The 26544-nt window shown below is 55.6% G+C and carries 22 protein-coding genes; 14 read left to right on the top strand and 8 right to left on the bottom strand.

All coding sequences use genetic code 11. From position 1 onward, the window contains the following. The first annotated feature begins 360 nt into the window (after nt 1–360). The 3 genes from IVB48_RS30310 (at nt 361) to IVB48_RS30300 (ending at nt 4111) form a co-directional block, all read left to right on the top strand. Nucleotides 361–1200 (top strand): nucleotide kinase domain-containing protein, encoded by an 840-nt coding sequence (locus IVB48_RS30310; protein WP_247405875.1) that lies wholly within the window; start codon nt 361–363, stop codon nt 1198–1200. 174 nt (nt 1201–1374) lie between these two features. Then, nucleotides 1375–1641: a hypothetical protein gene (locus IVB48_RS30305; RefSeq protein ID WP_247405874.1), complete on the top strand. Its 267-nt coding sequence runs from the start codon at nt 1375–1377 to the stop codon at nt 1639–1641. Between the two features lie 466 nt (nt 1642–2107). Further along, entirely contained in the window at nt 2108–4111 is a 2004-nt protein-coding gene (locus tag IVB48_RS30300; RefSeq protein ID WP_247405873.1) for an alpha/beta fold hydrolase, read from the top strand. 436 nt (nt 4112–4547) lie between these two features. On the opposite strand, the gene IVB48_RS30295 is transcribed toward IVB48_RS30300, so the two are convergent. The 3 genes from IVB48_RS30295 to IVB48_RS30285 form a co-directional block, all read right to left on the bottom strand. Beyond that, a complete protein-coding gene (locus IVB48_RS30295) occupies nt 4548–5942 on the bottom strand; it encodes a DUF5906 domain-containing protein (RefSeq protein WP_247405872.1) in 1395 nt (464 codons plus the stop codon). Next, the gene (locus IVB48_RS30290) at nt 5942–6358 is read right to left on the bottom strand and encodes a PriCT-2 domain-containing protein (RefSeq protein WP_247406460.1); all 417 of its coding nucleotides are present in this window, start codon (nt 6356–6358) and stop codon (nt 5942–5944) included. Before IVB48_RS30290 ends, IVB48_RS30295 begins: the two co-directional genes overlap by 1 nt. Before the next feature lie 776 nt (nt 6359–7134). Further along, complete coding sequence (locus IVB48_RS30285) at nt 7135–7422, bottom strand: AlpA family phage regulatory protein (protein WP_247405871.1); 288 nt, start codon at nt 7420–7422, stop codon at nt 7135–7137. A gap of 641 nt (nt 7423–8063) precedes the next feature. Here IVB48_RS30285 and IVB48_RS30280 point away from each other — a divergent pair. Beyond that, nucleotides 8064–8372 (top strand): hypothetical protein, encoded by a 309-nt coding sequence (locus IVB48_RS30280; RefSeq protein ID WP_247405870.1) that lies wholly within the window; start codon nt 8064–8066, stop codon nt 8370–8372. Nucleotides 8373–8621: 249 nt separating this feature from the next. Here IVB48_RS30280 and IVB48_RS30275 read toward each other — a convergent pair whose 3' ends face one another. From IVB48_RS30275 to IVB48_RS30265, 3 genes are all read right to left on the bottom strand, one after another. Further along, nucleotides 8622–9317, bottom strand: a complete 696-nt coding sequence (locus IVB48_RS30275) for a hypothetical protein (RefSeq protein WP_247405869.1) — start codon at nt 9315–9317, stop codon at nt 8622–8624. Nucleotides 9318–9397: 80 nt separating this feature from the next. Next, complete coding sequence (locus IVB48_RS30270; protein WP_247405868.1) at nt 9398–11212, bottom strand: DUF1036 domain-containing protein; 1815 nt, start codon at nt 11210–11212, stop codon at nt 9398–9400. Between the two features lie 117 nt (nt 11213–11329). Then, complete coding sequence (locus IVB48_RS30265) at nt 11330–11545, bottom strand: hypothetical protein (protein ID WP_247405867.1); 216 nt, start codon at nt 11543–11545, stop codon at nt 11330–11332. A gap of 3317 nt (nt 11546–14862) precedes the next feature. On the opposite strand from IVB48_RS30265, the gene IVB48_RS30260 reads away from it, so the two are divergent. The 7 genes from IVB48_RS30260 to IVB48_RS30230 all read left to right on the top strand — a co-directional run bounded on the left by IVB48_RS30260 (nt 14863) and on the right by IVB48_RS30230 (nt 23297). Further along, a complete protein-coding gene (locus IVB48_RS30260; RefSeq protein ID WP_247405864.1) occupies nt 14863–16875 on the top strand; it encodes a hypothetical protein in 2013 nt (670 codons plus the stop codon). A 95-nt stretch (nt 16876–16970) separates the two neighbouring features. Further along, nucleotides 16971–17198, top strand: coding sequence for a hypothetical protein (locus IVB48_RS30255; RefSeq protein WP_247405861.1), 228 nt, complete (start codon nt 16971–16973; stop codon nt 17196–17198). Between the two features lie 125 nt (nt 17199–17323). Next, the gene (locus IVB48_RS30250; RefSeq protein ID WP_247405858.1) at nt 17324–17929 is read left to right on the top strand and encodes a hypothetical protein; all 606 of its coding nucleotides are present in this window, start codon (nt 17324–17326) and stop codon (nt 17927–17929) included. A gap of 7 nt (nt 17930–17936) precedes the next feature. Continuing rightward, a complete protein-coding gene (locus IVB48_RS30245) occupies nt 17937–19016 on the top strand; it encodes an XRE family transcriptional regulator (RefSeq protein ID WP_247405855.1) in 1080 nt (359 codons plus the stop codon). A 209-nt stretch (nt 19017–19225) separates the two neighbouring features. Next, nucleotides 19226–20890, top strand: a complete 1665-nt coding sequence (locus tag IVB48_RS30240) for a CHAT domain-containing protein (protein WP_247405852.1) — start codon at nt 19226–19228, stop codon at nt 20888–20890. A gap of 113 nt (nt 20891–21003) precedes the next feature. Beyond that, nucleotides 21004–21276, top strand: coding sequence for a hypothetical protein (locus tag IVB48_RS30235; RefSeq protein ID WP_247405850.1), 273 nt, complete (start codon nt 21004–21006; stop codon nt 21274–21276). A gap of 401 nt (nt 21277–21677) precedes the next feature. Beyond that, entirely contained in the window at nt 21678–23297 is a 1620-nt protein-coding gene (locus IVB48_RS30230) for an RNA-directed DNA polymerase (RefSeq protein ID WP_247405847.1), read from the top strand. A gap of 473 nt (nt 23298–23770) precedes the next feature. Here IVB48_RS30230 and IVB48_RS30225 read toward each other — a convergent pair whose 3' ends face one another. Both IVB48_RS30225 and IVB48_RS30220 read right to left on the bottom strand, forming a co-directional pair. Beyond that, nucleotides 23771–24163: a hypothetical protein gene (locus IVB48_RS30225; protein WP_247405844.1), complete on the bottom strand. Its 393-nt coding sequence runs from the start codon at nt 24161–24163 to the stop codon at nt 23771–23773. 11 nt (nt 24164–24174) lie between these two features. Further along, nucleotides 24175–24606 (bottom strand): hypothetical protein, encoded by a 432-nt coding sequence (locus tag IVB48_RS30220; RefSeq protein ID WP_247405843.1) that lies wholly within the window; start codon nt 24604–24606, stop codon nt 24175–24177. A gap of 660 nt (nt 24607–25266) precedes the next feature. Between IVB48_RS30220 and IVB48_RS30215 the strand changes: the two genes are divergently transcribed. The 3 genes from IVB48_RS30215 (at nt 25267) to IVB48_RS30205 (ending at nt 26542) form a co-directional block, all read left to right on the top strand. Further along, nucleotides 25267–25404, top strand: coding sequence for a hypothetical protein (locus IVB48_RS30215; protein ID WP_247405841.1), 138 nt, complete (start codon nt 25267–25269; stop codon nt 25402–25404). A 339-nt stretch (nt 25405–25743) separates the two neighbouring features. Next, nucleotides 25744–26199 carry a hypothetical protein gene (locus IVB48_RS30210; protein WP_247405839.1) on the top strand — a complete coding sequence of 152 codons (456 nt, stop codon included), beginning with the start codon at nt 25744–25746 and terminating at the stop codon, nt 26197–26199. Between the two features lie 34 nt (nt 26200–26233). Then, on the top strand, nt 26234–26542 hold the full coding sequence (locus tag IVB48_RS30205; RefSeq protein ID WP_247405837.1) for a hypothetical protein: 309 nt from the start codon (nt 26234–26236) through the stop codon (nt 26540–26542). The last annotated feature ends 2 nt before the right edge of the window (nt 26543–26544 follow it).

The raw sequence follows: 26544 nt of genomic DNA, 5'->3' as shown, positions 1-26544 counted from the left end.
GCGGCAAGAATTACCGTTCTCGCTTGGCAATTGAAGATTTCAAGGGCCGGTTGCTTATGGGAGCAATTCGAGCTCGCTCCGAGCGGAGTGAACTTTCATGAAGAACACGCCCGAGATCTTAGATAGATGCCGCAGGGCCGAGGCTGAGCGCATCAAGAGCGACAAGATTATCCTAGACCGCCAAATCGCAATTCTGAAATCCTTTAATGCGCAGAGCGTGAGCGGAGAGGTGGTGTTTACATGTGCAAATTGCGGCGCGCAGATTTGGGTGAACCAAGACGATGAGCTTAAACACAATCTCCGTAGTTGCCCAACCGTTCGACAGATCCTTTCGGAGCTACACGCGAAGGGAGCTGATCAATGAACATCGATCACGCCGTACACTGGATTACCGAGCGCGAAGCTATTCGCAAGCGTCGAGAGGCGGGCGAGTTAGCACCATGGACCAATGACCCGATCCTACGAAATTACCGATTTTGCAACGTGCGCAGGGAGTACGACACCGTAACACGTCACATTGCTAAGACATTGCGGGAGCCCCACAAAGAAGATCCACATCTTTGGTTCGCTATGGCGCTCGCGCGTCTTATCAATTGGCCGGATACACTCGACGAATTAGGCTATCTTGTACCATGGAATCGAGAGCATTTCAAAAATGTGCTCTCATCGAGGATGCAACGCGGCCAGTTAGTCTTCGGCCCGGCTTACGTAATCCCGAACGGCGGCAGCAGCAAGCCGAAGGTCGACTACCTTGCTGATGCTATATTGCATCGACTATGGAAAGCGCGCGAGCACATGTCTCCAAGAGGCGGGACGCTCGCTGCATACTGCGCGCGTCTGATGGAATTTGATGGTGTTGGTAGCTTCCTGGCAGCTCAGGTTGTCGCGGATTTGAAATATGTTGAGCCGTTGCGTTCCGCGGAGGACTGGACGTCGTTTGTCATAAGCGGCCCGGGCAGTAGGCGGGGGCTTAACAGAATTATGGGCAATCCGACCGATGCGCATTGGACCGAGCCGGCCTGGCGACGCGCGTTTAGTCAATTCGAAGTTGCCATCAGGCCGGAACTGAAACGGCTAGGTCTTGGCGATTTGCACTGCCAAGATCTTCAGAACTGCCTTTGTGAGATCGACAAATATTTGCGCGGCACTCTCGGCGAGGGAAAGCCGAAGCGGAAATTTAGACCAACGCGGCTACGTTAATGCAGTCCGAGAATATCGGCACCGGGACTGGTGGTCTGGCAGCGTGAGATGAGGGCGGAGCTTGGATGCTCTTCCGGGAAGCCGGGTCGGGAGCTGTGGTGCGTAGCGGGGATCGCTTCCGCATCACGACCGCGATGGGCAAGAACGGCATCTTGGAGCGATAGGAGCATGGGCATGATCTTCAAGGTGAAGGACAAGAAAGACGCGACCTCTGTTCTCGCCAGACATCCTGCCCACGACGGCCGCGATCGGCTGCGCTTCTTCGCGGCCGAGCTGGTCAAGGCCAAGGCGGCCGTCGAGGAGCTTGAGGCGCGCATTGGCCGGCTCGTCGGCATCTCCGTCGCGCTGTCGTCGTCGGGCGCGTACGACGGAGAGATCAGGATGAGCGAAATCCCGGTCAACGTTCCGCGCTTCAATCTGCCATCCACCCGGCGATCCTAACGAATTCCTGCCGACGATGGATCACATGGCGAGCGAACATGCCGTCGAGGAGTCGGCCGTAAACTGGCTGGAGGCCCGCAGTCGCCTTGCTGCGGACGCGGAGGCTGAGTTGGACGATCTCATCGGCCCGCAGTTCGAAGAATAAAGACGCGTTCTGATCTGCACATTCATCAGACCTCTACCCGCCTTGAGCACTCCAACAAACAGCCGATCTGTCAATTCGTGCCTCCTGGAACGGGAAAAAGCTTACGGTAGAAAAAGGCTCGTGGCCAAGCACGAAATGCTCGCCGGGGTAGAATTTGGCCTCTTACGCGACTAGCATAGCTTGCTGCACCGGAGGTAGCTAAAAGTGTTGCCTGCTCAGCAGCATCGTTCCTTGCGAGCTGCCGTGAGTTGCGAAAGAATGGTCGGGTATTTTTGCTGACTAATTCCGTGGCTAAGGCAGCACGAAAAATTGGGGAAAGCGATGAAATTTGCGTATTTGCTCGGGCTCAGTCTTTTGTTGCTCGGCACCGCAGCGGGGTATTCGCAAACAATTCCACCGAACGCTTCGGTAGACCTCAAGTCGTTGAATATATCGCAGTCGGCCCAAGACGACTTTTATTCAACCCGGCGTGAGACATTGCGAAAGAGCGTGCCACGCATCCTTTTTGTGCCCGGCATCCTTGGTTCCAAGATCGACGAGTGTCGCGCGGATGGCAGTCAATGCAAGAGTATCTGGGGCACTGTCGACGCGATTCGGCGAAGGGACGTCGATTTGGGTTTAAGAACGGACCGAGTCTACCGTACCGACGTTGTCGACAGCTTGCTCTTCAAGGACGTCTACGGCGGGATAATCGACTATATCAGGCAACGGGCCGAAACACTTGTCGCCGAGAGTGTAAGCGATCCGCTTGTTACCATATTTCCTTACGACTGGCGGGCGTCCAATGCAGAAAATGCGAACCTCCTGCGCCAGCGCATCTGCGACATGCGCGCGCACGCCGGATCTTCACCGATCGTCATCATCGCACATAGCATGGGTGGCCTCGTAACTAAAGTGTGGGCGGCAAAGCATGCAAAAGAACCTTGCGCCCATGGAACAGCGCCAGCCGTTTCGCAGATAGTCTTCGTGGCGACGCCGCACCTCGGTTCGCCTAAGTCCGTTAAGGCAATTGCAGAAGGTTATAACATCTTCTTCGATGAGTTGACCGGATTGAAGCGTTACTTGGGTTGGTTCGAGCGCAATTACCTACTCGATGCAATAAACCAAGCTGGTGTCGCATTTCCTAGTTTGTACGAGCTGCTTCCCATCCGAAGCAGCGAATACTGTATGAAACTGAAGCCTGTTCTTGCCAAGGCATCTGTCCCGGTCGCCGGCGACAATAATGCGCCGGTGAATCTGTTCGACATTGAGACCTGGCGAAGATACGACCTGCTACGCCGGATTGGCGCACCGGTAGTGCGCCGCAGTTACTACGATCATGATCTCGCACCGTTATTGGCCAACGCGGAGCGGCTGCTGTGCGACATCGCCGATTTCGATCCTGCTTCTGTAGCGGATGTCGTCTACTTGTATGGCCGAGAGAAAGACGTCACGACGTACGGCTGGTTTCATCTTCACTCAGGCGCATCAGACTCGATTGACAATTCAGTCATGACTGAGGGGGACGGAACAGTCCCTATTTATAGCGCCCAAAATTACTTAATGAGTAGCACGCGGCAGACTACGGAGGTGCAAGCCGATCACGTTTCGATAATCAACAGCTCTGCCGTGCTTCAACTGATTGACGATTTGTATGCCAATGCAACCCGGCGCGCGGATCTTCAGATGGTCAATGGAAATACGCAATTTGCCTCTCTTCTAACGGTGGAGACCGCAGCATCTGGAAAGCTAATTCCGGTGTCGCTTGACCCGACAGTCTGGTCGAAAGGAGATGACAAGGCCGCTATTGAAATTAATACAAAGGCGCTCGCGTTAATGGGATACAAGACTAACGATGTTGCGTTGTATGCTGCCGGAGTGCCCGATCCCATCCAGAGCGCTAAACTCTACGCGGTGGCAGCGTCGAGCACGAGTGAACCGTCACAGCAGCTGATTTGGGTCAAGAACGTGGCGCGCTCGTCTTATGGAGCGCGACGCTATTCCGAAACAATTAGCAGCGCCACATTCATCGATGCTGCCACGCAAAAGCTACCATCCAAAGGTCCCGAGGTATTGAACCTGCAGAAAGCTGCAAAGCAGCTTGAGGGTTGGGCTTATCTGCGAGAGGGAGACGTAGGAAAGTTCAACGAACTCGCTACCTCTTTTTCAACCAAATACGCGGTAGCTAAAGAGGAGTTTAGGGAGCCGAACGCTTGGGAAGACTTCGCCCCGGTGATCAAGGATGTAGTTGGGCACACCACTATCTCGGTAGTACCCGCAGCACAGGGAATTCCCGGAGGAAAGATTGAGTTTTTGCGCGACAGTCTTCCCCCCGGGCACCATTAGTGTTCCACGCTTGGGGGCTCTGCTGTTGGCGCTGTGGGCCTTCCGGCAGCAAGCTCGCGCTATGGCGGCCGCGTTAGTCTGAAGCTTCGTGTTCCAGCAACGGATGAACCCGGCACGAAATCTATTTTTGTTGCACGGCGTTTGCCCGGAGGAGCAAAGCACCGTTAGGCGCTCAATCATGCAGCGCCTTCGCAAGCCCATCGCTGGCGGTTTACCTACGACGCGGTCCCGCGTAACCAACGGGACGCAACTGCTCATGGGCGTGGACGGGCGCAGCCCAGCCGCTCGCGCTTCAGGAACCTGATCCGGGCGTACGAGCAGGACTTCGCTTGCTCTTGAGAAGAGTCTGCCGTCCGGAGCGGACGTGTGCACTTACATACCCAACTCCGAAAGTGCCAAAGGGTTGAAAGTTGGCTCGCTGCCCGCAAGCGGGCGGTTAGATATGCGATGCTTCCTCCTGCACCGTGACCCATTCGGCATCGGAATCGTCCCACTTGATTTCATGTTTCACCTTCTTCGCAAACAGGGCACGGCACTCCGCGAGTGATGGGAATTCGTAAACCCCTCCGAAGTCTGGCAGTAGGGTCATTCTATCCTCACTGAGGCGCCGGTACTTTGTTCTGCGCGTTATCACCTTAGCGTTCTTGCTTAAAAAGATACCAAGCATGGTTGACATCGACTTGTGTCCGACGCCCCGCTTGCGGCTGCGCGTGAGATAATCTTCGTAGATCGCTGCCTTGGGAGCATATCCTGGCTCTGAACAACCGAACGGCAAGCGCCCTGCTTGCAGAAAATCCATCCACCACTTCTGTTCCGGCGTCATGGTTTCGAGCTTCTGCTCAAGCAACGCCATCGTTTCAGGTATCTTGCGAATGTTGGTTTGATTGAGATCGAAGTTCAGCATTTCCCACATGAGCGCCTCGCGGCCGCCGTTCTCCATCTCCTCGTCGATAGCCCTGAAGTACTCGGCATCCTGGACGCGACCTTCGCCGACATCGAGAACGGCCCAGCGACGCTCTCCGAAGCCGCTCGGCACAAGCCATTCCGCATTCCCGTTAATTAGAAATCTCATGTAGTTGCGCATTCGGATTGAATCGACGTATTTCTGGGTGACCCAATGAGTGTCTCCCGTGACGAGATCTTTCAAGATGCCCTCTGCCTCCTTGCTGCCGGCCCAGAATGCCTCCTCGGCCTGAAAGAGGAGCGTGGATCGGAGGTGCATGTTGAAAGTACCGGTTATGAGACTCGGTTTTGCGACGGACGTGAAATAGTCGCCGAGCAGTGACCCGAAGACCTCACCTACTTTCGACTTTCCGGCGCCCTGCGGGCCGCGCAGGACTAGAGAGGTCCCGCTTTTTTTGTTCGGAGCTCTCGGCGCCGGGTTTTGGAATATGTCGGCAAACCATCCCAAGACCCAGAGATAAAGCTCCTCCTCACCACGGCATATGTTGTCGCGGATATGCTGTAGAAACTTCTCGCAGGAGCCCTTCCTGGGCTGAATCGGGAAGCCGCGCCAGAGATTGTACTTGCCGGGCGTATCCCGCAGCGGCTCGAATACAATGCCACTGTACTGGCGTCTGTCGGGATGCTCCATCCAATATTTGGCCATAGCAATAACGCTCCGTTTGCCGCTGCCATCTTCGAGGTAAGCCTTACGGTTGGCCACCCATTTGCTGAAGCTCTCTACTGTCATCAGCTCGAATTCGGGACCATCGACCAGTATGGCCACGCCGCTCCCAGTTCTCACCAGGGCGTATAACCTGTTCATCTCGCCGATGTGGTCGACCTGAGAGACAAGCTGCTCACGCTCCGCTCTAGTATGCCGCGTCATCACTGTCCTCCTCTCGCGAGGATGCACCGCGCCTGATCGGCTCTGAGCTGGTTGGCATGCGCTGTTGCGTAGGCCATGCGCCACACTCGACGGCTGTCAAACTTGTCGGCGAGCATAAATATCGACGCGCCGTCCCGTCCGAACTCAGTGAACTTGCAGCATTCGATCCACTTGTCGCGGCAGCTTTCTTCTCCCAAGTAAGTTCCCGGTTCGCCTGCTGCGCTCCACTCGTGCCATATGTCGAAACCGTCCTCCCCGACAGCACAGAAGATCATTCCGCCGATCTTAACCCAGTCCAAATAGCCGATGTTGCTTCGCGACTTTGGGATAGCGTCGAGTGCGTATTGAATCTTGAGCTCAATGTCGTCGCTATCGCGAGGATCAAACGAGAGGCCTAGGCCAGCATGGCGAATCATCGCACGCACCCACCACTTCGGGGGTGGGGGTGGAGGGTTCCGTCGTACAGGCGCAGCCCGCCTCTGACTAAGATGAGAACCTGGCGTTGCCGAGCGCTGTACCCGCCGTACTTCGCAGACGATGTTGAGCAGCCAAGAAGGTGCGGCTGCAATGGGAGTCTTAGGATCGCGCCACGCTCGGCCACGCGATGGTACGGTAACCACGTAGCCCCCCCAACCCTTAATGTCGATGCCGGGTAGAATGTTGGCACGACTCACCACCTTCCGACCATCACATGGGTAGAAAAAGTAGAGATGCTCTCCGCCGCTCGGCGTCAGAGCGGTCAAGGTACGGGGCAGTGGACCATGATGCGCCGTGAGTTCATCTAGGGATGCATGACCGTCGCGCCCTTCGCCGTGCCCCTTGATCGTATCGATGTCGACCACGAACACTCCCGAGTCAGGACCGGTTGCAAGACCGATCCATGCATTTTGGGCCCTCGGGCGAGCAAATAGCCTGTCGAGGTAGGCTGGGTCATTTGAACTGCCCCATCGACTGCCGTTCGTCTGGCGGCCGCTGAACGCGGGTATCTTCTTGGCGAGTCGTTGATCCTCTATTACGGGGAAGAGATGCCAGCCACGCGCCATCGCCAAGTGGCAGGCAGGGTGGTTGAATGTGGGTTGTGCGGCGAGTCGCTGTGCGCTAATGTTAGCCACGTTGATTTTCCTAGCTTGCCAGTTGGGAAAAGAGAGAAATGGCCCGCGCAGTTCGTAGCTGCTCGGGCCTTTTTATTGCGCTAAGCGGATCTCCTGTCCTTGCGATGCAGGTGAACTTGGCCCTTGTGGTGGACGGGTGCGTCAACTGCGGGCAAGAGACCGTTCAGGTATTCCGCGACCTCGTCCTCGTAGAAGCCTGTCGAGAACGTGCCCACGCGAAGGGGCTTGGGGAATCTTGGGTCGCGCTTCACGAGCCTGGCTACCGTCGCTCGTGTTTTCCCGATCGCGTCGCAGACCTCTCGGTAGCTGATGATGCGCCGCAGGCGCGGTGAATCAGCTCGAGATGAATGATTGCTGGCCATCGCCATGACATTCGCTCCTCTAAATAGGCGCGCGAAAGCGATCGCCATTGATCGCGAAAATCCGCGCGCGTGATTGGGGGGTTGCGTCCAAAGGACGCCGTCAGGATGCCAGGGCCAGCGGTAGACCTCGAGTGGTTACGGGTGCCGTGGCGGCTGCAGTGGGTAGCAAACTAGGTGCGCCCAAGTTCGCGCAAGCGCGCGCCTGGGCCGGGTGCAGTTACACACAGGTATTTTGGCTGCATTGGCCTGCAACTGCGTACCTCGCCAGGCACCGCGCACCAGGTGGCAGCGGGTTAGCGCCGCTGCTACAGGCACTTACGGGCTACTGCACGCCTGCGCACCTTATGCCAACAGCGTTTGCCCGCGGGGCAAGGGGTACAACAGCGCTAGGCACACCTTTTTCTCGAAGTAGGTAGGTAGGTTAGCAGGTTTGCAATGGTGGCACCGTTAAGCGATTTTTGCTGCACACCTGCATTGGCCTGCGCCAGGTTTGCAGCCTGGCTATTCTGCCATGCCTTGTGATGGCAATTTCAGGTGGCGGTCGGAAAATAGCGGCCAATTAGCGGCCCGCTTGCACAACAGACGGGCTTGCATTAACTTTCAATACAATCTGAAATTGAGCCTCGCTCTGTGGCGGACCTTTGACAATGGGCAACTCGCAGCTCGCTCGCACGACATCATTCAAGAAGGGCACGGCCAAGCCCGCCAAAAGCGGCCGAATGAAAGGTACCCGCAACAAGACAACCCTCGTCTTGAGAGAGGCGGCACTCTTCGCGGCCGAGGCAAGCGGTGAAGACGGCAGGGGCAAGAACGGGCTTGTTGGGTTCTTAACTTCCTTAGCGCAGCACGAGCCAGCCGTATTTGGTCGGCTGCTTGAGAAGATTCTGCCGATGGAAGCAGCGGCGACCGAGCGACGACAGGCCGGCTTACCGTGGCGGAAGCCGCAGCGCGGATGAAAGAACGGGGGCTGCCAGTACCTTCGCCCGTCGTCGTCCCGCCTGATGGCGCTAAGCATCGAGCGGAGATGCAGCCTTATTCAGCGTGAAGCATCGGTCTAGGTTCAGGAGCAGAACTTGCTTCACTCGGTCAGCCAGCCGGGATCATCCTGTGGGACATCCAGCTAATCTGGTGGCAATAAAAGGCCTGCGAAAATCCGACAGCTGGCGGTGGCCAGTGGCAGTGGCAGTGGCATGGAAAGATAGAGTTCATCCGCAGCCGCGTGCTTTGTAGAGCCCATCAAAATAGAGCAACGCTTTTGTGGAAACAAAATGGGCAGTGATGTCGTCGCAAACCTTTGCCTTGTTAATGCCCTCGAGTCTCGAATTGGCAATTCTCCAACCCTTGATCAGGCCGAGATTCCATTGGGCGAGAAGCTTGGCCGGTCCCTCAGCGCCATACTCCAGGATCTTTCCTAGTATCTCGATACCCTGAGAGCTATTGGCAAGCTGACGCAGGAATTCATCCCGCCCCTGCAAGTCTTTCAGAAATTTGATATCATCTTGGTCGAGAACATACTCGGTCTGGCTTGTTTGATCGGGCCCTTTTTCAACCTTTGTCAGCTTGGATGCACACCCATGTAGACCTCTAAAGTAACCGAGCGAAGCACATTGAACCCATTTTGAAGCTTCGTCGCACGGATTTTGGTAAGTCACCGGACCACCGTTCGTGTTTGGACAGCCGCCCGACACCGTTTGGAAGCTACCTTTATACGACTGCTTGCACAGCGCATCAGCGGCTCGCGCCCGCGATATGATTTCGTCGAAATGCGCTTGATAGGAACGTCCCCAATTCAGACACGCGTCCTCGCTCTTCGGCTTCGCCGGTATGTCTGGCGGCCCCGCTTGGGTGACGGCGGTCGTTAGCAGAACGACGAGGAAGCCAACCACCAAAAGCGGCAACACTCGCGAGCCACTCGCAGCAGGTACAAAGCCGTCGCACTTCGACCGCATCCGTAAGACCTTAAGCAAAGGTATCTGCAATGTTAGTTGCACGAAGACTTCAACAGACGGCAACGCACGCCGTCAGCATCTTTGCAGTTTTGGTAAGCTTCGGATTGAGCGTTAGACCCCGTCGCCCATCCTAACGATTTGCTACCGCCGAAGAGCACAAGGCAATCGTCGTCACGAACCCATCTCGCCACCTCGCAGTCAGAGGCGTGCTGGCTGCAGTATTCCAACGCAATTTTTTGCGCCTCTTCCACTGAAGGCTGCTGCGCTGACCATCCCCAGACTGCGGCAGTAGGCGAATAGGCTAACGCGACGAAGGTCCATGGCTTAGCATCAAGCCGCCAAGTATACGTTTCTCGGTTGTCGCCGAGGTTGGAATGGCGACCGAAGGTCTGACTTTGCTCATCACCTATACACTCGTCATCAGATACGTTTACCCGCGTAAAGGGTTTGCTTTCTGTGCAGAAGGATCGCTTTTCGTTTCCCATCCATTCGGCTCGCGCGCTTTTAGCACGCAGATAGAATTCTCCTCTTACCAATTTCGTGATTATTCTGCATTTGCCCGATCCGACCGAGTACCAGCCTTCCGTAGTCATCATTTGTGAGAAAACGTCTCTTCGGCCAGCGACGGCGACCTTAACGTCTGCGTAGTCGCTATTACAAATCTCCAGATCAAACACCTTGCCGTTCGCTTCTGCTACACGTTGGTTGATTTCGTCGAGGGCATCCCTAGCAAATTCACATACGCTGCAGCTCGCCACATACTGCTTGAGCGCTTTGAAGTCGCCCCGTGCAGTCCGATACTGGCCGTCCTCAATCTGCGCCTGAAGCTTGCTTTCTTTCTTTCTGCGAGTTCCATCTAATTCGGCCAGGGCGTCGCCAGCAAATTTGCATTTGTTGGTCTCACACGCAGAAAGGTACGCCCTCAGCGCTTCCTCATTCCCAAGTGCCGAAGTGAAGCTCTCAGAATCCTCGGTCTCGCGGCTAGCCCGTTCGATGGCCTCTAATGTTTCGAGGCGCGTCTTGTCCAGATCTGGCTTATCTGGACAGGACTCGCCGCATTCTTGCAATCGCTGTTCAAGCTCGGCTTGCTGAGCAGCGCCTTGCTGCCTTTTCATATGGACCGAACTCTGCGCGGCGACGACGTTTGGCGGCGCGGGCGGTTTAGGTAGCTGGCGTGCGGATGCAAGTCGTGCGGCATCAATGGCAAAGACTCTGAGCCTGCCGCGGCCTTGACCGTCATGGCTGCCTACCCATGCATAACCGGCACCGCCCTGTATGCTAAAGACGGGCAAACCTGCCTGAGCGGAGCGAGTATAGTCGCCGATATAGTCGACCAAAATGCCCTTTAAGACCCGCTCGTCGCGGCGCAAGATCGCCATGTCAGCGTCCGGAAGCGATGCTAGTTCAATCGTTCCCCACGTCGCGATGGTGGCCGTACGATTAGGGAGTTCCTGCCTATGTGGTTTCTCGCCGTATCTGCTCGAGAGCCTACTTATCTCGCTTTCAAGCTCTTCCCGCGTAAAGAAGGCGGGGTCGATGGATTGATTCACATAAGCAACGCTGCCATCGGCGGCGTGCAATATTGTCGTCGTCGTCGTGATGTTGCGGCCCCCCCGAACCTCAGACTTCACCCGCCTGCAAGATCTGAAATCGCGAAATTGAGAGCTGTCCTCGCACGTGTACTGGCCATAAACCGAACTCTCGGTGCGCACCTTCGCACCGAGCGCGAGGCCGTCGACCACAAACTTTTCGAGCTGTTGGGCATCAGCGGCAGATCCAATTGCACTCGCCGCCGCCACAGCGGCCAGCCAGATTAATTTTGCAAAACCCGCAGAGCCGTTAGTCAAATTCCGCCCCTCAAGCCGTGGTGATTTAACCAGAGCCTCGCAACGAAGGCAACGGGGGGTTGACGACGGTTGCGCGACGATAGGATATTCATAGTGGCGTCATGAGTATCGGGGTTCTCAGTGTGCAGAAAACTCGCGGCCGTATTCTTCATATCGATTTGCACAGCCCCGGCGGCGTTTGCCATCGACCAGCGTGAAATCGAGGGGGCCCTTCAGAAGCATGAATGCCCGGCAGAAGCGATCGACACCAGAGGAATGCCGAACTTCAAGCTCTGTACGCAATATGAGCCCGACTGGACAAAGGTAAACGAGTGCCAAGATGAGCAAAGCCATTTTTGGCAACTCGCCCTGAAGTACAACGCGCTGTACAGGGCGTGCCACCTGCCCAGCCACGGCGCTGCGGAAAAAGATCGGCCGTCGGGCATGGCACTTGCAAAGGCTGCTCAGGACGCGAGTCTTAAGGCCGAGGAAACAAGGCGCAAGGCCAGGGAAGCGGCTGCCCAAGCCGCGTCGTCCAGAAATCCAGACGACTCAGAAAAGGAGAGGCTAAAGACGCAATCAAAAGACGCTGGGACGTCGCCGGGTTGGTGTCCCCACATGGTTGCTGCATGCGAAGAGCGTACGAATGATATGAAGAATGCCGATCAGGCCGCCAAAACACAATGTGAAGATTACTGTCGGATGCTGAGGAGCGAAAATTGCGATAGCACGTCGGTCTCGTTGAGGTATACGGCCGGCGCTTGTACCGCTCGCGCAGAGCGCAGTCAGACGCAAGAAATTGCGAGAGAGCGGGTAAGGAGAGAAGAGAAAAGGCAACAGGAAGTGGAGCGTCAAGAAGTTCGCGAACAATCGTCAGGGCGGTACGTGCCGAGGCGGACTCACGAGCCACAGTATTTCGATGACGCACCTCTCGGGTACGGTACTCAGCAATCCGCTGCGCCGAGCTATCAGAACCCCGCCCCGTCGCCCCGATATAATCCTCCGGCGGCGCCTTACCGAGAACCTCGCCCTATCTACAGGGCGGCACCAGCTTCCCGCTATGTTCCGCCGCCGCCGCCGCGGTTTGTTGCGCCAGCCCCGCGACAGTGCGTCCAAGGTCCTGGTCGACCTTGCACCGTCCAATAGCCAGCTGAGGCGCCGATGCCGCGTTAGGACGCACGTCTCGGCCTGCGGTAACGATCTTCGGGGAGGATTAAGCCGCACAACCGGCGCGATCAGTTGCCACCGCAACGGGGCGTTTAGATGACCTATCGGCGGCCAGGACGATGCAGCCGGACTATTGGCTGAACGCCTGTCAAGCTGCACTGGGCGGGCCAGTGCTCGGAAACAAGAAGCCTCAGGCTCAGTCTTGGGCGGCCTACCTCGTCGGTCGGTTCGTAGGCGCAGCGATCACCCGGAGCAAGATTGCCGCATCGCTCGCTACCGCGATGAGGTTTAGACGACAACTGGCCCGAGCAGCGCAGGTGGCTTGCCAAAGAACCATCAACCTGCACCACACGGTCACGCGGCATTGTGAACGCTCTCAAAGCCGGCGTGACCGCGGTGGTCATGCTCGAAGGGGAGCGGCCGGCCTGGGCGGCATGGGCTGACCTGAACGGCCGGCGCACTTCTGCCAAACTGCCTAGCGGTAATATAATACCTGTTTGCGGGCGTAGGGGCGCGGCCGTGCTTATTTCCGTGCCGCCCTTTAGCGACTCTCTGGTGCTCGCAACTGGACCCGACCGGGCGGCGAGCCCGGCGCCTGCAGCCGCCGCACGCGGGCCTGCAGGACTCGCGGACCGGCGGTTAGCTAAACCGCGGCTCAGCGCTTCTAAGCATTTGCATCTGCACCATAAATGGCCAAAGCGGCAACAGCCGGGTAACAATGGGGTACATAAAAATCTACTTTTTCAACCCAAGGTTGAACGCTATAATGGTCCATGACTTATGCCGCTGCTCGCCGATTGGCTCGGTACCTGAGGGCCCTGGGCTATCGAGTGCGCCTTCAAAAGCACTCACCTCCCACGAGCGAACCTTTTTACACCGTTAAGGGGTTCTACGGACACACCTTCGGGTGTAGCGACCACGACGGTATGCGTGCTTGTCGCGCCAGAAGAACGCGCCCAAGTTGAACGAAGCTTGATCGCAGAATGCTCGGGCCATTTCGATTCGCGGAATCGTTTGCCGCTGCAAATGTCATAAAAGTCGGCACCCCTCGGCGAATAGTATTAACTCGGGCGCTAAGGAAGCGCTTCGACTTCAGCTCACAGCCTCCGAACTGAGCTGTTCCGCCTCCCACTCCTTATAGGTTTGTCCGCTTAGCGTTTTCCATTCCATCGTGCCGTTCGCCGGCCGTCCATAGACCACCGCCGCCGCAGCACTGGGACTTTTGAAGGCGTAATTTTTCGCGAAGACGCACACTGCGCCCTGGGGCTGCAGGACGCCTCGTTCCGAAGCTCCTGGTGAAGCTGGCCGTAGCTCGTCATCTCGGAGCCCACGCCTTCCCACGCGAGGCGCGCCGTTGATCCTGCTTCCACGACAAATTCGCCGTCCACCAGCACAGCTCTGGCCTTCAAGCTATGCTTCTTTGTTTCAAGAACGAACTCAGCTGAGGGAGCCTGTGCAGTTGGCGCTACGGTCGCCGTAGACCGTGTGCGCTGAATGAAGAGGTCAACGCGCACCGCGGGCAGAACAATAAAGATATTCTCCAGGAAGGCCTCCATCTTCGAGACGTCGGCTCGCTAAGGGTTGGACGAGGTGGATTGGTCCCGTTGTCGAGTGGGGTTCGTCCGACGGACTTGGCCTGCTCGATCAGCCGTGCTTCCAAGTATCGCACATGAGCCTTGTTAAGATCGTCTCGACCAGGGTTGAATCCACGGGCGCGAGCGGCTCCATTCCGATTCAACGACACCGCCCCGCCACCTAATCTGAAAATATTGACCTAGCGCGCGCGCCCTTCCAGAACCGCATCCTGCCGAGCCGCGTGCCCCCGCTGATGCAATGATCGCAGCCGCCCATGTGGGACTCCTTCCCGCCCTTGAACGCTTGGGTAGCATTCTCATTGACCTGGCGAGTCAATACGGCGCAGATGGGCGTCGGTGGTGCGGCGCTCTTGCGGTGAAAAACACCTGCATCGAAATTGCGAAAGCGGGGTCGCCAGCGCGGCTGAATTTTCTCGCCCCGACTGCAGACCGGCGACGATGGCAGGCACCCGGTCCGCCGGCTCGAAAGCGCCACACAAAATGCGGGGGCTACCTACCCGACACGTTGAATACTCCATTGAGTTACTTGGTCAACAGTAGTACAATTTAAAAGTGCGCATAAGAAAAATGCGAGGAGGGTTGTCGATGTGGCGCTTAACCTTTCCGTTTTTTGCATTTTTTCTTATGGGATTCACACACGCTGTCGCGCATGACGGTTGCGGACAGAATAAATGCTGTTGCGGATATACGAACAGCATTGGCGGCACGAGCTACGTCTGCACAGTGGAGTCGATTAACGAATGCGACGACGCTTATGGTGGGACATGCGGAAACATGGGAAAATGCCCGCTTCCCCGAAAGCGCTCTTCTAGTTTTGAATTACATAACTCGAAGCGTCCGGCAGCCACGTTTATTGCACATTTTCCGCGCGTTGATGATCTTTTACCTTAATAATTTGGGACAGTAAAAGTGAATAGAAACCTCCTGGTTCTCTTCGTTGGTCTTTTGCCTCTTTCTGCACCTGTACCCTCCGCAGCCTGGGAGCAAACGTACCCTCGCGGCCCAGTTCATATCGCGCCGACAAAGCACGTTGATAAGAGCGGCAAACCTGGGCCCGAGCTGGGAATAAGAACACTAGGTCCCAGTTTACCGCACCTTTCTAGGAGCACAGCAGAACGTACCGACCATCCTGATGTGGGCAGCGTTTTGTCCGTTCGGACGGTTACCTATCCTTCGCAGCATGGCGCTTCGGTCGGCGTAGGTTGGGACTTCCTGATCAACCAAAAAAAGTACGCTTCGTGCATCACATTCGACCAGATCGATGAAAATAAGTATCAAACCGCTGACGTAAGCCTCCAAGAAGTCACGGACGACGAGACCATCGATATAACTCTCAATGCGGAATTTTCTGGTTCTGTCGGAGGAACGATTGAGATAGTCGAGGCCAAGGCGGACGCCACATCGACTTTGAATTCGTTACACCACACGACGTCCAACGACCTGATCTTTACCAGTCATGCATCGATTACGAGCGGAATTAAGTACGCATGGAAAAAAGACGGGCAGAATAATCAAGCCGTCAAATTGACCTCTGAGATGGAGGCTCTCGCCAGGAAGGATCCACCAGCCTTTAGAGCTAAGTGCGGTGATGGCTTCGTAGGGTCTGTAGGTTTTGGAACAGACCTCAATCTACTTCTTCACTTCCACCACCTAAACATTCATGACCGTCTAGAGCTGTCGTTCGATTCCAAAGCATCTGCCGGAATTGCGGACGTTTTTAGCGCGAAAGGGTCGAGCAAGTTGAAGTCAACTATCGACCTGCTCTCCGATCGAGGATCACTCGAAATTAGTTTCATTCAAAATGGCGGTATCATTGAATCCATACCGACGAACCTCAATGATGCACGGTTGAAAATCCAAGGCTTGGCGAAAGAAGAGTTCGCGGGACCTCGTCCAATTTTTCTTGGTATCGTTCCTTACTCTGAGCTGCCGAACTGGCCGGGCTATTACTTGTTAGACACGTCTAACATTCGGCAGCGCGCAGTCCGATACGCCATCCGGTTGCGAAGCATTTATTTTGAGGTCATGAACATTCGAGAGGATTATTATCGCGACCGAGCAAGTCTTCCGTCCCAGCCGGATTGTAAGCCCGGTGGAATATGCCGTAGCGCCGATGCAGTAGATGATCTTTACTTCTATTCATACAGACACCGACTTCGTCTCGAAAATCTGGGAGAAATAGCTAAAGAGATCGCCGATAAATTGGCTCTGGTACAAAATGTTCTGGCGATCTTGAACGGCCCTAAGTGTAATCCAGCTCCGGTCGCGTCTTTTGCAGGTGATGGTTCGAGGAAATCCTTTGAAGATTCACTCAACCGCTTTAACAAAAGCAAGGATGATTGTGAAAACGCGTCAAATGACCTCATCAAAGAGACCAATAGTTTTGATGATTACTCTCTTTGGAGCTTGCTTCCGATCCCACAGAATTCCATTCCCCAGTCGGCAATCAACTCTCTTCTCGATATGAGTTCTGCAATTGATGTAAGAAGAAATGCGTACTCTCAGTACGTTTTTAGGCACTGGGTCGAACGTGTCGAACAGGTACGTTGTCGATTATTCAGTGAATGTCTCACTCCCGATGAGAGGCGGGTCCTATACGATGCAATCGTAAAAACGATGATCGGGAACGCCAATCCGCCGAGTGGTTCGACGCTACTGTTGGGAGAGCACAAGCTTTGCACCGGTCAATACCACTCGGAGGACGGGCAAATCGCTGATCCAGGTTGTCAAAGTGAACTATTTTTAGATTGCGACCACCGTACCGCTCAAGATTTCGAGCAAAAGGCGAAGGACACTTGCGAGATAAAAACCGGCGCATACTCTCACTCCTATACACCCGTCGGTGGAAGCATTGATGGCAATCAGTGCGGTTATCAATACTACAGCGTGGCCTGCTTTGGTTTTCAGCCTGCATTTCCTTGAAAACCAGGACTGGTACGTCTTCGTTTTACATGCCTCAACAAGGGCTGTTCTGCCCGAACGCACCTCGCCTGAATGTGCCTAAGTCGCGGCCGCCGATGGCAGAAGCCGTCGTTTCCATCGGGATGCGGTCGAGCAGACCGCAGCAGTATTCGCACCGTTTGGCCGCCGCAAATCAGGCGTTGGACGCCAAAGGATTGGCAGCGCAGTTCAAGCGAACAAAGACGACCGACAAGAAGGTCGCGGATGTGTTGGATTCACTCGCGCGGCTCGGGTACGTCAGTTCGGCTGATGGCAAAACATTCGCGTTGCTGCGTGTCGCGTGAATTCAGGCATCTTCGTGAGTCACAAGACGCTGTAAATGCTTGGTAAAATAGAATCAGTATATTTTTATGTCTTTTTGCAGATGCTGCCTTATAGTGAGCTACCGAATCATGGGGCTCCATTGCAAATGGCCACGCAAGACGACGTTCAGAAAGTTCTCGATCCCTATCACCAGCGTATCCGGGGCGTCGTGGAGAAGGCATGGGAAGAGCGTCGGGCGGAGGCTGCATGGCGCGCCGAGAACGGCATGGACCCGCTGCTCTATTCTCGCACGGTGGCGAATTACATCTTTGACGCGATTGCCCGTATTGCCGTGAACGAGTTTGCCGGGGATGCCTCGGTTCATGTGAAGGTCGAGCCGCAGACCATTAAGCTGTTCTTTAAGGGCGGCGTCTGCGCTCGCTTCAAGAAAGGCGACGACAACAAGCTCGGTCAGAACCAACCAACACAGGCGTCACTCGCATTCGAGATAGCCGATGCCGTTCTCCTTTGGTTTCCTCCAGAAACCGCAAAGGTTGAATTCATTTGGCTGGCCAACGAATTGAACACCCGACTTGAGCGTGTGCTGGTGATCGCACGCGATGGAGATCGCCTTCTCTGGGAATACGACATTGATTCTGTCGTCGGGATGCTGGTGGCGCTCCCTATCGCGCCCACACCCGAGCCGCCCAGCGTCGCCAGTTTGATCACGCCCAAGACCACCGAGATCAAGAAGACCGAAGAAAAAGAGTAAACGGCTAATGTCGTCACCGGGAGATATGCTGCGCCTCGCGCGGCAGCGATTGGGATTCAACCAGAAGACGGCTGCCGAGCGTATCGGTATTCCCCAGCCGGTAATCTCCCGAATCGAGAACGGCCTCTCCGCTCCCGACAGCGCCATCCTGCTAAGGGCAGCGCAGGTCTATCAGGTTCCACCAGAGTTTTTTGAGCAGCGCGACCCAGTATATGGGCCGCCCGTCAGCGTGCATGCGATGACCAGAGCAAAAAGCGATGTCACGGCCTATCAACTAGATCAGATAACAGCCGAACTAAATATCCGCCTCATGCACTTAACACGATTTCTAGAAGGCGTTGATTTCAACGCAACAGCGAATGTTCCCACGCTTGACGTCGAGCAATACGGCAACCCCGAGAAGATCGCGGCCACTGTTAGGGCGCACTGGGGCGTGCCTTCGGGTCCGGTGAAGAATCTGATGCAGTGGGTAGAGCGCGCCGGGGTTGTTGTTGGCTTCTCCAGATTTGGAGGCGCGTCCGTCAGCGGAGTCACGTTCAAAGTGCCAGGAAGGCCGCCTTTAGTACTGCTAAATTCGACCCACCCAGCAGATAGAGCAAGATTTACGCTTGCTCACGAGATCGGCCATTTGGTTATGCATCGCTTCCCGACCGACGACATGGAAACGGAAGCTAATACGTTTGCATCAGCTTTCTTGCTGCCAGCAGCCGAGATCAAACAATCTTTCCGTGGACGAAAGATAACGCTTGAACTGCTTGCTGCATTAAAGCCCGAATGGCAGGTCGCGATGCAGGCCTTGCTGATGCGTGCGAGCGGCCTTGGCCTCGTTAGCGCCAATCAAAGCCGCTATCTCTGGCAACAGATCAGCGCAAGAGGATGGCGGACAAGCGAGCCGGCAGAACTGGATTTTGCGAAAGAGATGCCCACGGTATTGCCCTCAATCGTAAAGGCTTATCTTTCCGACCTCGGTTACTCGATGGAAGACCTTGCAAAACTCGCCCGACTTCATGAAAGCGAGTTCGTTGAGATGTACGGAGTGCCCGGATCGTCGGCTCCAGCACGAGCTAAACTTCAAATTATTAGATGAACGCATTGCGGCTGCCCGGCGATATTGCATCAGTTCATTCAGAGGGGCGGTATAACGAATGAGTGATCCATGGGCGTGGTGGAGTCGTGGTTACACCAGTATCGATTTGATTGCAACTCTGGCGCGCATTTAGTAAAGGAACCGATCTTCATTCATGACCTGAGGGAATTGACTTGGATCGGGAGAACACAGAGGCAGCAGGAGGCGAATTGAAACTCCGGCTGGACGATCTGTACCGGATGACATCGTTTATTTATCACGATGGCAATCTCGGACGAAGCCGCGAAGCGACCTTGCTCCACTTCGTCGAGGTCTGCGGAATGCTGACGCTCCTTGATCGAAAGAAGAAACGTGATCGGGTTGATGTCCCTGGGGCACTTTGCAAGGCGTTGGGCTGGTACTTTCCTTTGCTGGCTAAAATGGGAGTGGAGAGCGTTGAGCGCCTCCTTTTCACGAAGTATCCGGCGGTCTGCCCTTACTGCCGGAAGTCGCCGCACGCCGAGCAGCAATGCAAGTTGGTCAAAGGAACGGAAGGAGTTGTGTCGCACGCGCTCGTTCGCGAACTGACCGAGGCCAATTGGGAGTCCCGACCTACGGGCCTTAACGACTGGCAGCGCATGTTCGCCGATATCTACCCACGCTCCCTAAATGCCACGGGAGGCTTTAGTATCATCGCTCTGCTCGAAGAACTCGGTGAACTGGCTGAGGCGATTCGCGTATTCGACCGCTATCCACATTATTTCTATGGGGAAGCCGCAGACGTTTTTTCGTACCTCATGGGGTTGGCGAACGAGTATGCGATCCAATGCGCGGAGCGGGGAGAGACGTTCAACTACGAACTGGAGTTTCTGTCCCGATATCCGGGGCTTTGCATTGCTTGCGGGGGCCGAGTTTGCATATGTCCCACGGTACCTCCGGCAACGGTTGGCCGGATGGCTAAGGAGATGCCGATTAGCGTGCCCGGCATCTTAGATGCTGCTAAGTTTGACGCTGCCGGTCGTGAGACCGCTGATAAGGTCCTTGAGAGCATTGGCCGCGTACCGGCGCTTGCCAAGTACTTGCCCTACGACCGTGGCGACATGAATACGGCGCTAACTCAACTCGCCTTTCGGCTCGCCAATGCGCTGGAGATCGACCACAAGGATACTGCCGACCGCTTACTCGCATTAGCAATTGAATTGGGACGCGAGAAGCGGCCAAGCGGAACGGTTGCGCATAAGATCACCGCTGACATTCTCGACGTCCTCAAGGAAGCATGGCTTCAGGCCGATCCCGCCGTGCAGCAATCGATCGTGATTGAACAACCCGAGCTCGGTAAACTGGCCCATATCTTAGAAACCCGCGTTCTAATCGTTACCGGCAATCCGCGCGGCAAGAATGAAGCCCTTCGGCTGGATAAAGAGGTCAGTGCTATTCGCCTTAGGGTAAGGCTCGGAGCGGCTCGAGATCGAATTCATATCGAGACGTTGACAGCGGCCACCGTGGACAGTTTGCGCCTCGCCCTACTATCCCACAATTACGACATCATCCACTTCGCGGGACACGCCGATGCGGCGGGCCTAGAATTGGTTGGCGACGATGGGGTCCATAACCTTACGTTCGACGCTTTTGGAAAGATGCTTGCCGGACAAGAAACTTTGAAATGCGTTGTTCTCAATGCATGTAGCGCGATGCAGGGGTTAAGCACAGCATTTGCGCCGCTTGTGATCGCGATGGTCGATGACATAGACGACGAAGAGGCAATCGTATTCGCCAAAGGGTTCTACGATGCAGTCGGTGCTGGCCAAAGCCCGTTGAAAGGATTTGAGAGCGGAGTTACTGCCCTCGAGTCAGAGGGACTCGATCCGCACCTTGTAGCCAAGATGACACGTTGATTGTCCCACATCGGGGCCAAACTGACATTGCCGGACTTCCGCAGAGCCAACCGAGCAGCCAGCGCCGATGATGATTTCCCTGAGAATGGACGACTGGGCCCGAAGCTCTGGCCATGGCGACCATTGCCTTCTATTCCTGCGCCGTGCTCGCCGAGCGACGCGCAGCCGGTGAGCTAGACGCCACGCCTATCGTCAGCACCCCGACCGGGGACAAGCCGAGCCCATGGCTCCCGGTGTGGCTTGGAGCGCTCAGGGCCTGCACGACATTGGCGCGACGGCTGAACATCAACCCGGCCGGTCGCGTGGCAACAAAGCCCGCCGAGCCAGAGCCGCCGCGCTCGTACTACGAACGCCAGCGCCTACTGGAGGCGCGCGATGATCACTGACACCGATCTCGATGCCCTGCGGCGAGCCGTCGAGGTCAACTGCCACGACCCGGCACGACTGCGGCAGGTTGCCGCCAAGCTCGCCGCCGGTGAGGACTGGGCGCGAGCCGCAAGATCCTGCCTACCGTTGCTAGATCGAGGCGCTGCATCTGCAGCCGTGGGAATCGACAGTGGTCTACGCCGGTACGCCGGAAGCTCACGCCTTGCTGCGCCGGTTGAAGGCCGCCGGCTTGTCGAGATTCGAGCCCGATCCGATTGCCGCGCTAGGCCATGTCTAGGGTCTCTAGCTATCGCCATAGGTTGGCACTTCATATTTTCATCGTTTTGAGCGGTTCAGGGCTTCAGTATATCTCGCAGAGGTTGTACGATCTCTTTTTTACTGAGGATAGGCCCTTTGAAACATGGCAGACATAAAGTCCGGTGAACCCTTTGGCATGGAGTCCAGCTATCTCGCAAAGATCGATTGGGATTTAGCGCGCAGGAGGATCACACAGGATTCCCGCTCCGATTTCATCTACGCACCTCACCTGAATTTTATCTATAGCAAAGCGGGAGTTGAGCTGGAGACCGCACTGGTAGCCGAGTTGAAGGCAGGGAACTACAGTCCGGGTCTCCCTCTCACGATTGAAGTTCCGAAATCTTTTCGAATTCGTGTGGCTGCCCAAATAAAACGGCTAGGCCCTAATTACTCTAGACCTGGCAGCATATTGTTGCCGCGAGATCGGATGCTCTACCAAGCCTTAGCTGATCAGGCCGCTCCCATCATAAAAACGAAAACTAATCCATCCCGGTCCTTCAGTCACAAACTCGCTGCATCTGACAGCGCTAGTATGTTCATGCCGACCAGGACGTGCTGGAGCGAGCTGCAAAGCGCGCTGCGCAAATACTCTAAGGATGAGGAGCTGCGATATATATTGAAAGTTGACGTAGCGAACTATTTTGGATCCCTGAACCAGCACATCCTGATTAACGTTCTAAGTGATTCCGGCTTTCCCAAAGCGCTTCATTCGCGGCTCGAGGCCATTTTGACAAGTTTCACGGGAGAAAGAAGCTCCCGTGGCATACTCCAAGGAATGTATCCATCCGACTTGTTTGGAAATTTCTATCTGGCTCCCGTTGACAAAATCTTGCGAGAGTTGGGGGTGCCGTCGGCGCGATATGTCGATGACATCTATATCTTTGTCAGAACAATGAATGGAGCCGAGAGGCTCTTGAGGGAGTTGATTCCCGCGTTACGCAGTTACGATCTTGTCTTGAATGAAGCGAAATCAGTGGTGATGCCAAAGTCATCTCTCATGACCGAGGAGCCGGACTTAGAATCCTTGTTTGCTGACGCCGTGAGTGAGATCGCGTCGCAAGTGGACGATGAGGACTTTGATGCTGACTACGGATTTCAATCCGATTGGGATGAGGCCGAGGTCGCTGAAGATGACGACGATCTAGAACTAAAGGCCACCAAAGGGCTGTTCGATTCTATTGAAGCGTATCCGGGCCACGAAGAGAATATTGAGAGATTTTGTCTCCCCCTGTTCTCCAAAGCGGGATCTGATTATGCCGTTGCGAGTGTGTTAGACGCCTTTGAAAAAAGGCCCGCAATGTCCCAAATTTATGCGTCATATCTTGCCAAGTTTCTAGATAACAACGAGGTGCGCGAATTTTTGCTGGAATTGCTCGCGAATAGGTCCCTTGTGGACTGGCAAAAACTTTGGATCTTGGCGGCCTTGTCGCAGGTCTCAGAAGCTGATGATTCCTCGGTTAAGGTCGCCATGGGCATCCTCAAGGATGGCGACCGGCACGAAACACTGCGAGCGGTGGCTGCTATCTATGTGGGTCGATTTGGTGATCATCAGCGGCGGAAGGCGCTTGTCTCCTACTACGGTTCGGTTTCTCCTTACATTCAGGCGGCGATTTACTTCTCCACGCGGGGTTGGCCGGGTATGGAACGGTCGAATGCTAAAGCGAGTTGGGGCAGCCAAAACCAGCTTAATGTTCTTTTGACTGCGGGGATGGCAAACAAGTGATCTCGTTGCGACGTGGTCACGGCGCTCCGCCACGCAAGGGTGCAGTGTCATCAATGGTGCCGATGCCTCTGCAAGTCTGACACACACCGTATCGGACACGTTCTTATTTTGGCTGCTGCACACCGGACAAGTGAGCCATTCCTTTTTGCCCTCGTTGTAGATTTCCATCCGCCCGTCACATGCGACGCACAGGCACTTCCCTTTGCAGACGGGACATAAAACGATTGCCATGTATTCACCCGTAAAACAGCCATTTCAACCCGAAGAACAGCGCTACCAAAAGGAGCAGAAAAAAAAAGCCCGCACCGCCCACCGCTGCCACGACGGTGCGGCGGACCGCAGTAGCTCGCGCTCGATGCGGTGCGTGTCACGCTCAATGTTGCGATGGCCCCTGCGTCTCACTTCCTCGCGCAGTTGCTGTTCCCATTCGGGTGAGCCGAAGGGTGGCGTTTCCGGAGGCGTGTTCATCTTGGTCATCGCGGCGAGCAGGCCTTTAGCGACTCGCATCGACTACACACGCCCGCACTTTGGGATGGTGCCATGACCATGCCGAAGGGATCGATTGAATGACGTGAATTGATCACACGCAAGTCCTTCTGCACCGTAAGCAATCCGACTGGCGTGCCGTCAGTATTCAACTCAACAAACGCGACAGCGCCCATGCGGTCCGCAACAACAAAGGCCTTGTTTCCGATGCCGGGGGATACGCCGATCCGCGCGTATTGACCGTCATTTTGATTGGTGTCGGGCGCAGAAGTGATGAAAATGTTGTCGCTGAGGCCGTCGATTTTGCACTTCAACACGTCGGCTGAAGCGTCGGTCGCTAGAACGTTGAACGTCAGGAATGCGAGCAGTATCTTGGTCATTGATTGCGTTATCACTCCAAGTATTTTGCGGTGAATGCATCGAATTCCTCACGGGACGCGCAGAGGACCCTTGCTTTGCCGGGCGGAGATAGATCGCACGTCAACATCGTTCCGCCGGTATCCGTCCAAAAGGCGTAACCGTGGCGCGAGATCGCGTCGGTCAGGTCGACTTGCGTGGACAGCCTGCGGTTCATGTCAGTGAACGATCTCTCGAGCATGATGAAGCAACGCTGCAAGCGGGTGTTCAGATAACTGGCGAACGTGCTGCTGATGTCGGTGTTGAGATATTTCAGCATCTCCGGCCTTGTGCGTGTCTCGATTTCATTGAACGCGAGGCGTGCTTGTGCCGCGCATTTTGCTTGGTCATTTAGGGTTTGCGCTTGAGCCAGCCCGCTACCCACACAAATCGCCGCAGCCAACAGCGCGACCACAACCGCTTTCATGAAAGATCCCGTCCCCAAAGTGTCATCGTAGCGCGACCGTCAGGCCCACCGCCAGCCTCTAGCCTTATCCACAGCGCTTGATAGGCATTCATATAATTTTCTCGCAGCCGGACCGCACCGGATCGCGACACAAATGTAGATACAACGTCACACGGCATTGATAAATCTGTGTTTTGCCTTTGCACCTTCCCTGCGCAGGGGAAAGACTCCTTACTGTCCAACAACTGAAGTTAGCATCCTTCGGGAGCAAGATATTTTGCAAACCTCTTCGAGCCCAAAATCGGGCGCTTAGACTACGAATTCAAGTGCATCACGATCCGTGTGTCTGACTAGCCATTTTGCATCCGGCGGCTTAGGATGGTTTGTGAGCTACCGAGTCCTTATCGACGACAATTATCATTACCAGGACGAATCAGGACGCGTCCTCCATGGCACTTTCGAAACCAGAAGAGGCGGTGTCAGCCTGCCAGAAGATTATTGATGAATGGCTGGCTGATGCCCATAGGCCAGATATGGCCTCAGCGGCCTTGTACGAGGTCTACATGCACTTTGGCGACGATCCCTTCGTTATCCCCGTCGATCCCAAAGACGCACCAGCGGTCGATTTTGACGCCTGGGCGTATGCTCGGGAACGGTGTGAACTTGTGGGAAGGAGCGCGGATGAGACTGATCTTCCAGCGCGGTAAGATTGAGATATGGGAAGTCGGTTCAGAGTTCTTCGTCTATGGCATTACGAAGAGCGGCGACCCTATTTCATGTCCTTCAATCGGCATGGCCTATGAGGTGGCCGCTCGTTAGGCCGATCAGGACACGGCTATGCGCCACCGACTCCCTTGTCACCTTGCCGCTGCCGCTAGAGTTCGAGCAGGTGGGTGCGATCGACCTTCCCCCTTGCCGTTACACGCTGGGCAAACATCTTCACCCGTTCCGACAGTCCCCAGACCCGCATGCTCTCCCGCGTTTTGAAGCGTCGGTCTGATTCGTCTACATCATCTGACACTCCTGATCAGGACAGCAACGCGCCGTCGCACACCACAGCTTCTGGCAGTTCAAACGCAAGCCGCTTGCTTCTTTTTCCTCGCCCGGAACGCTAACCAGTTTTCGGCGTTCTTTTCGTGCATCGGGGAGGCGCGCGGCATGGCATCGAAGGCAAGCATTTTCTTCGCAGGAGTGGGAACTACGTTCCTTATCCTTGGCGCGGGGTTCGGTAGCGGACTGCTCATGGCGAACTCGGCGCTGAAGGACCCCAACAGTTACGTCGGGGCGAAAGAGGAAGTACCTGCCGCTATTCGCGTGGTCTTGCCTTCTTCAGCCGAAGCCGCAGAGCCGAGGATGATCGCGCGACCGGAACAGCACGCCGCGACACCGCAAATTCAGTTACCGGCGAAAGAACCGCAACCGGCTCCCGACAATGCTGAGAAGTCGGATAGCAAGAAGGCCGATGCTGATAAGCGGCGGAAGCGAGTCGCAGAACGCAAAGCCAAACGGTTGGCTGCCCGGCCCAATCATCGGTCTCAAGAAGCGCCTGTCATGGCATCCGGCGGCGATGAGGCGCGCCCGGCCGGGACAAGCTTCAACTTGTTCACCAATTGATCAGCGCCGCAACTCAACCTGAGGCGTCCGGACGTTGAGCGCGGCGGCCCGGCAGGTGGTGAAAGCTATCGGCCGGGGCTTGCCTTGGAACGAAAGCGGCATGGCTGATTTAAAGCGCATGCCTCGCTACCATTTCGATCTAGTCGACAGCAAAACGGTCGCCGATCAGGGCGGGCAGTTGCTTGAGGACTCGTCGGTTGCCATCCAAGTCGCTAATCGGTTGGCTCAGGAATTATCCGAGACCCGGCCCGAATTGCAGGGCAAAGGTTACAAGGTCCTCGTCACCGACGCAGATGGCGAGCTTGTTCACCAAGCACCGCTAGACAAGTTCAAGCTGGTTTAGCG

The organism is Bradyrhizobium sp. 76 (genome assembly GCF_023073025.1).
GTDB lineage: Bacteria > Pseudomonadota > Alphaproteobacteria > Rhizobiales > Xanthobacteraceae > Bradyrhizobium.
This window is presented reverse-complemented; position numbering and strand designations above follow the sequence as displayed.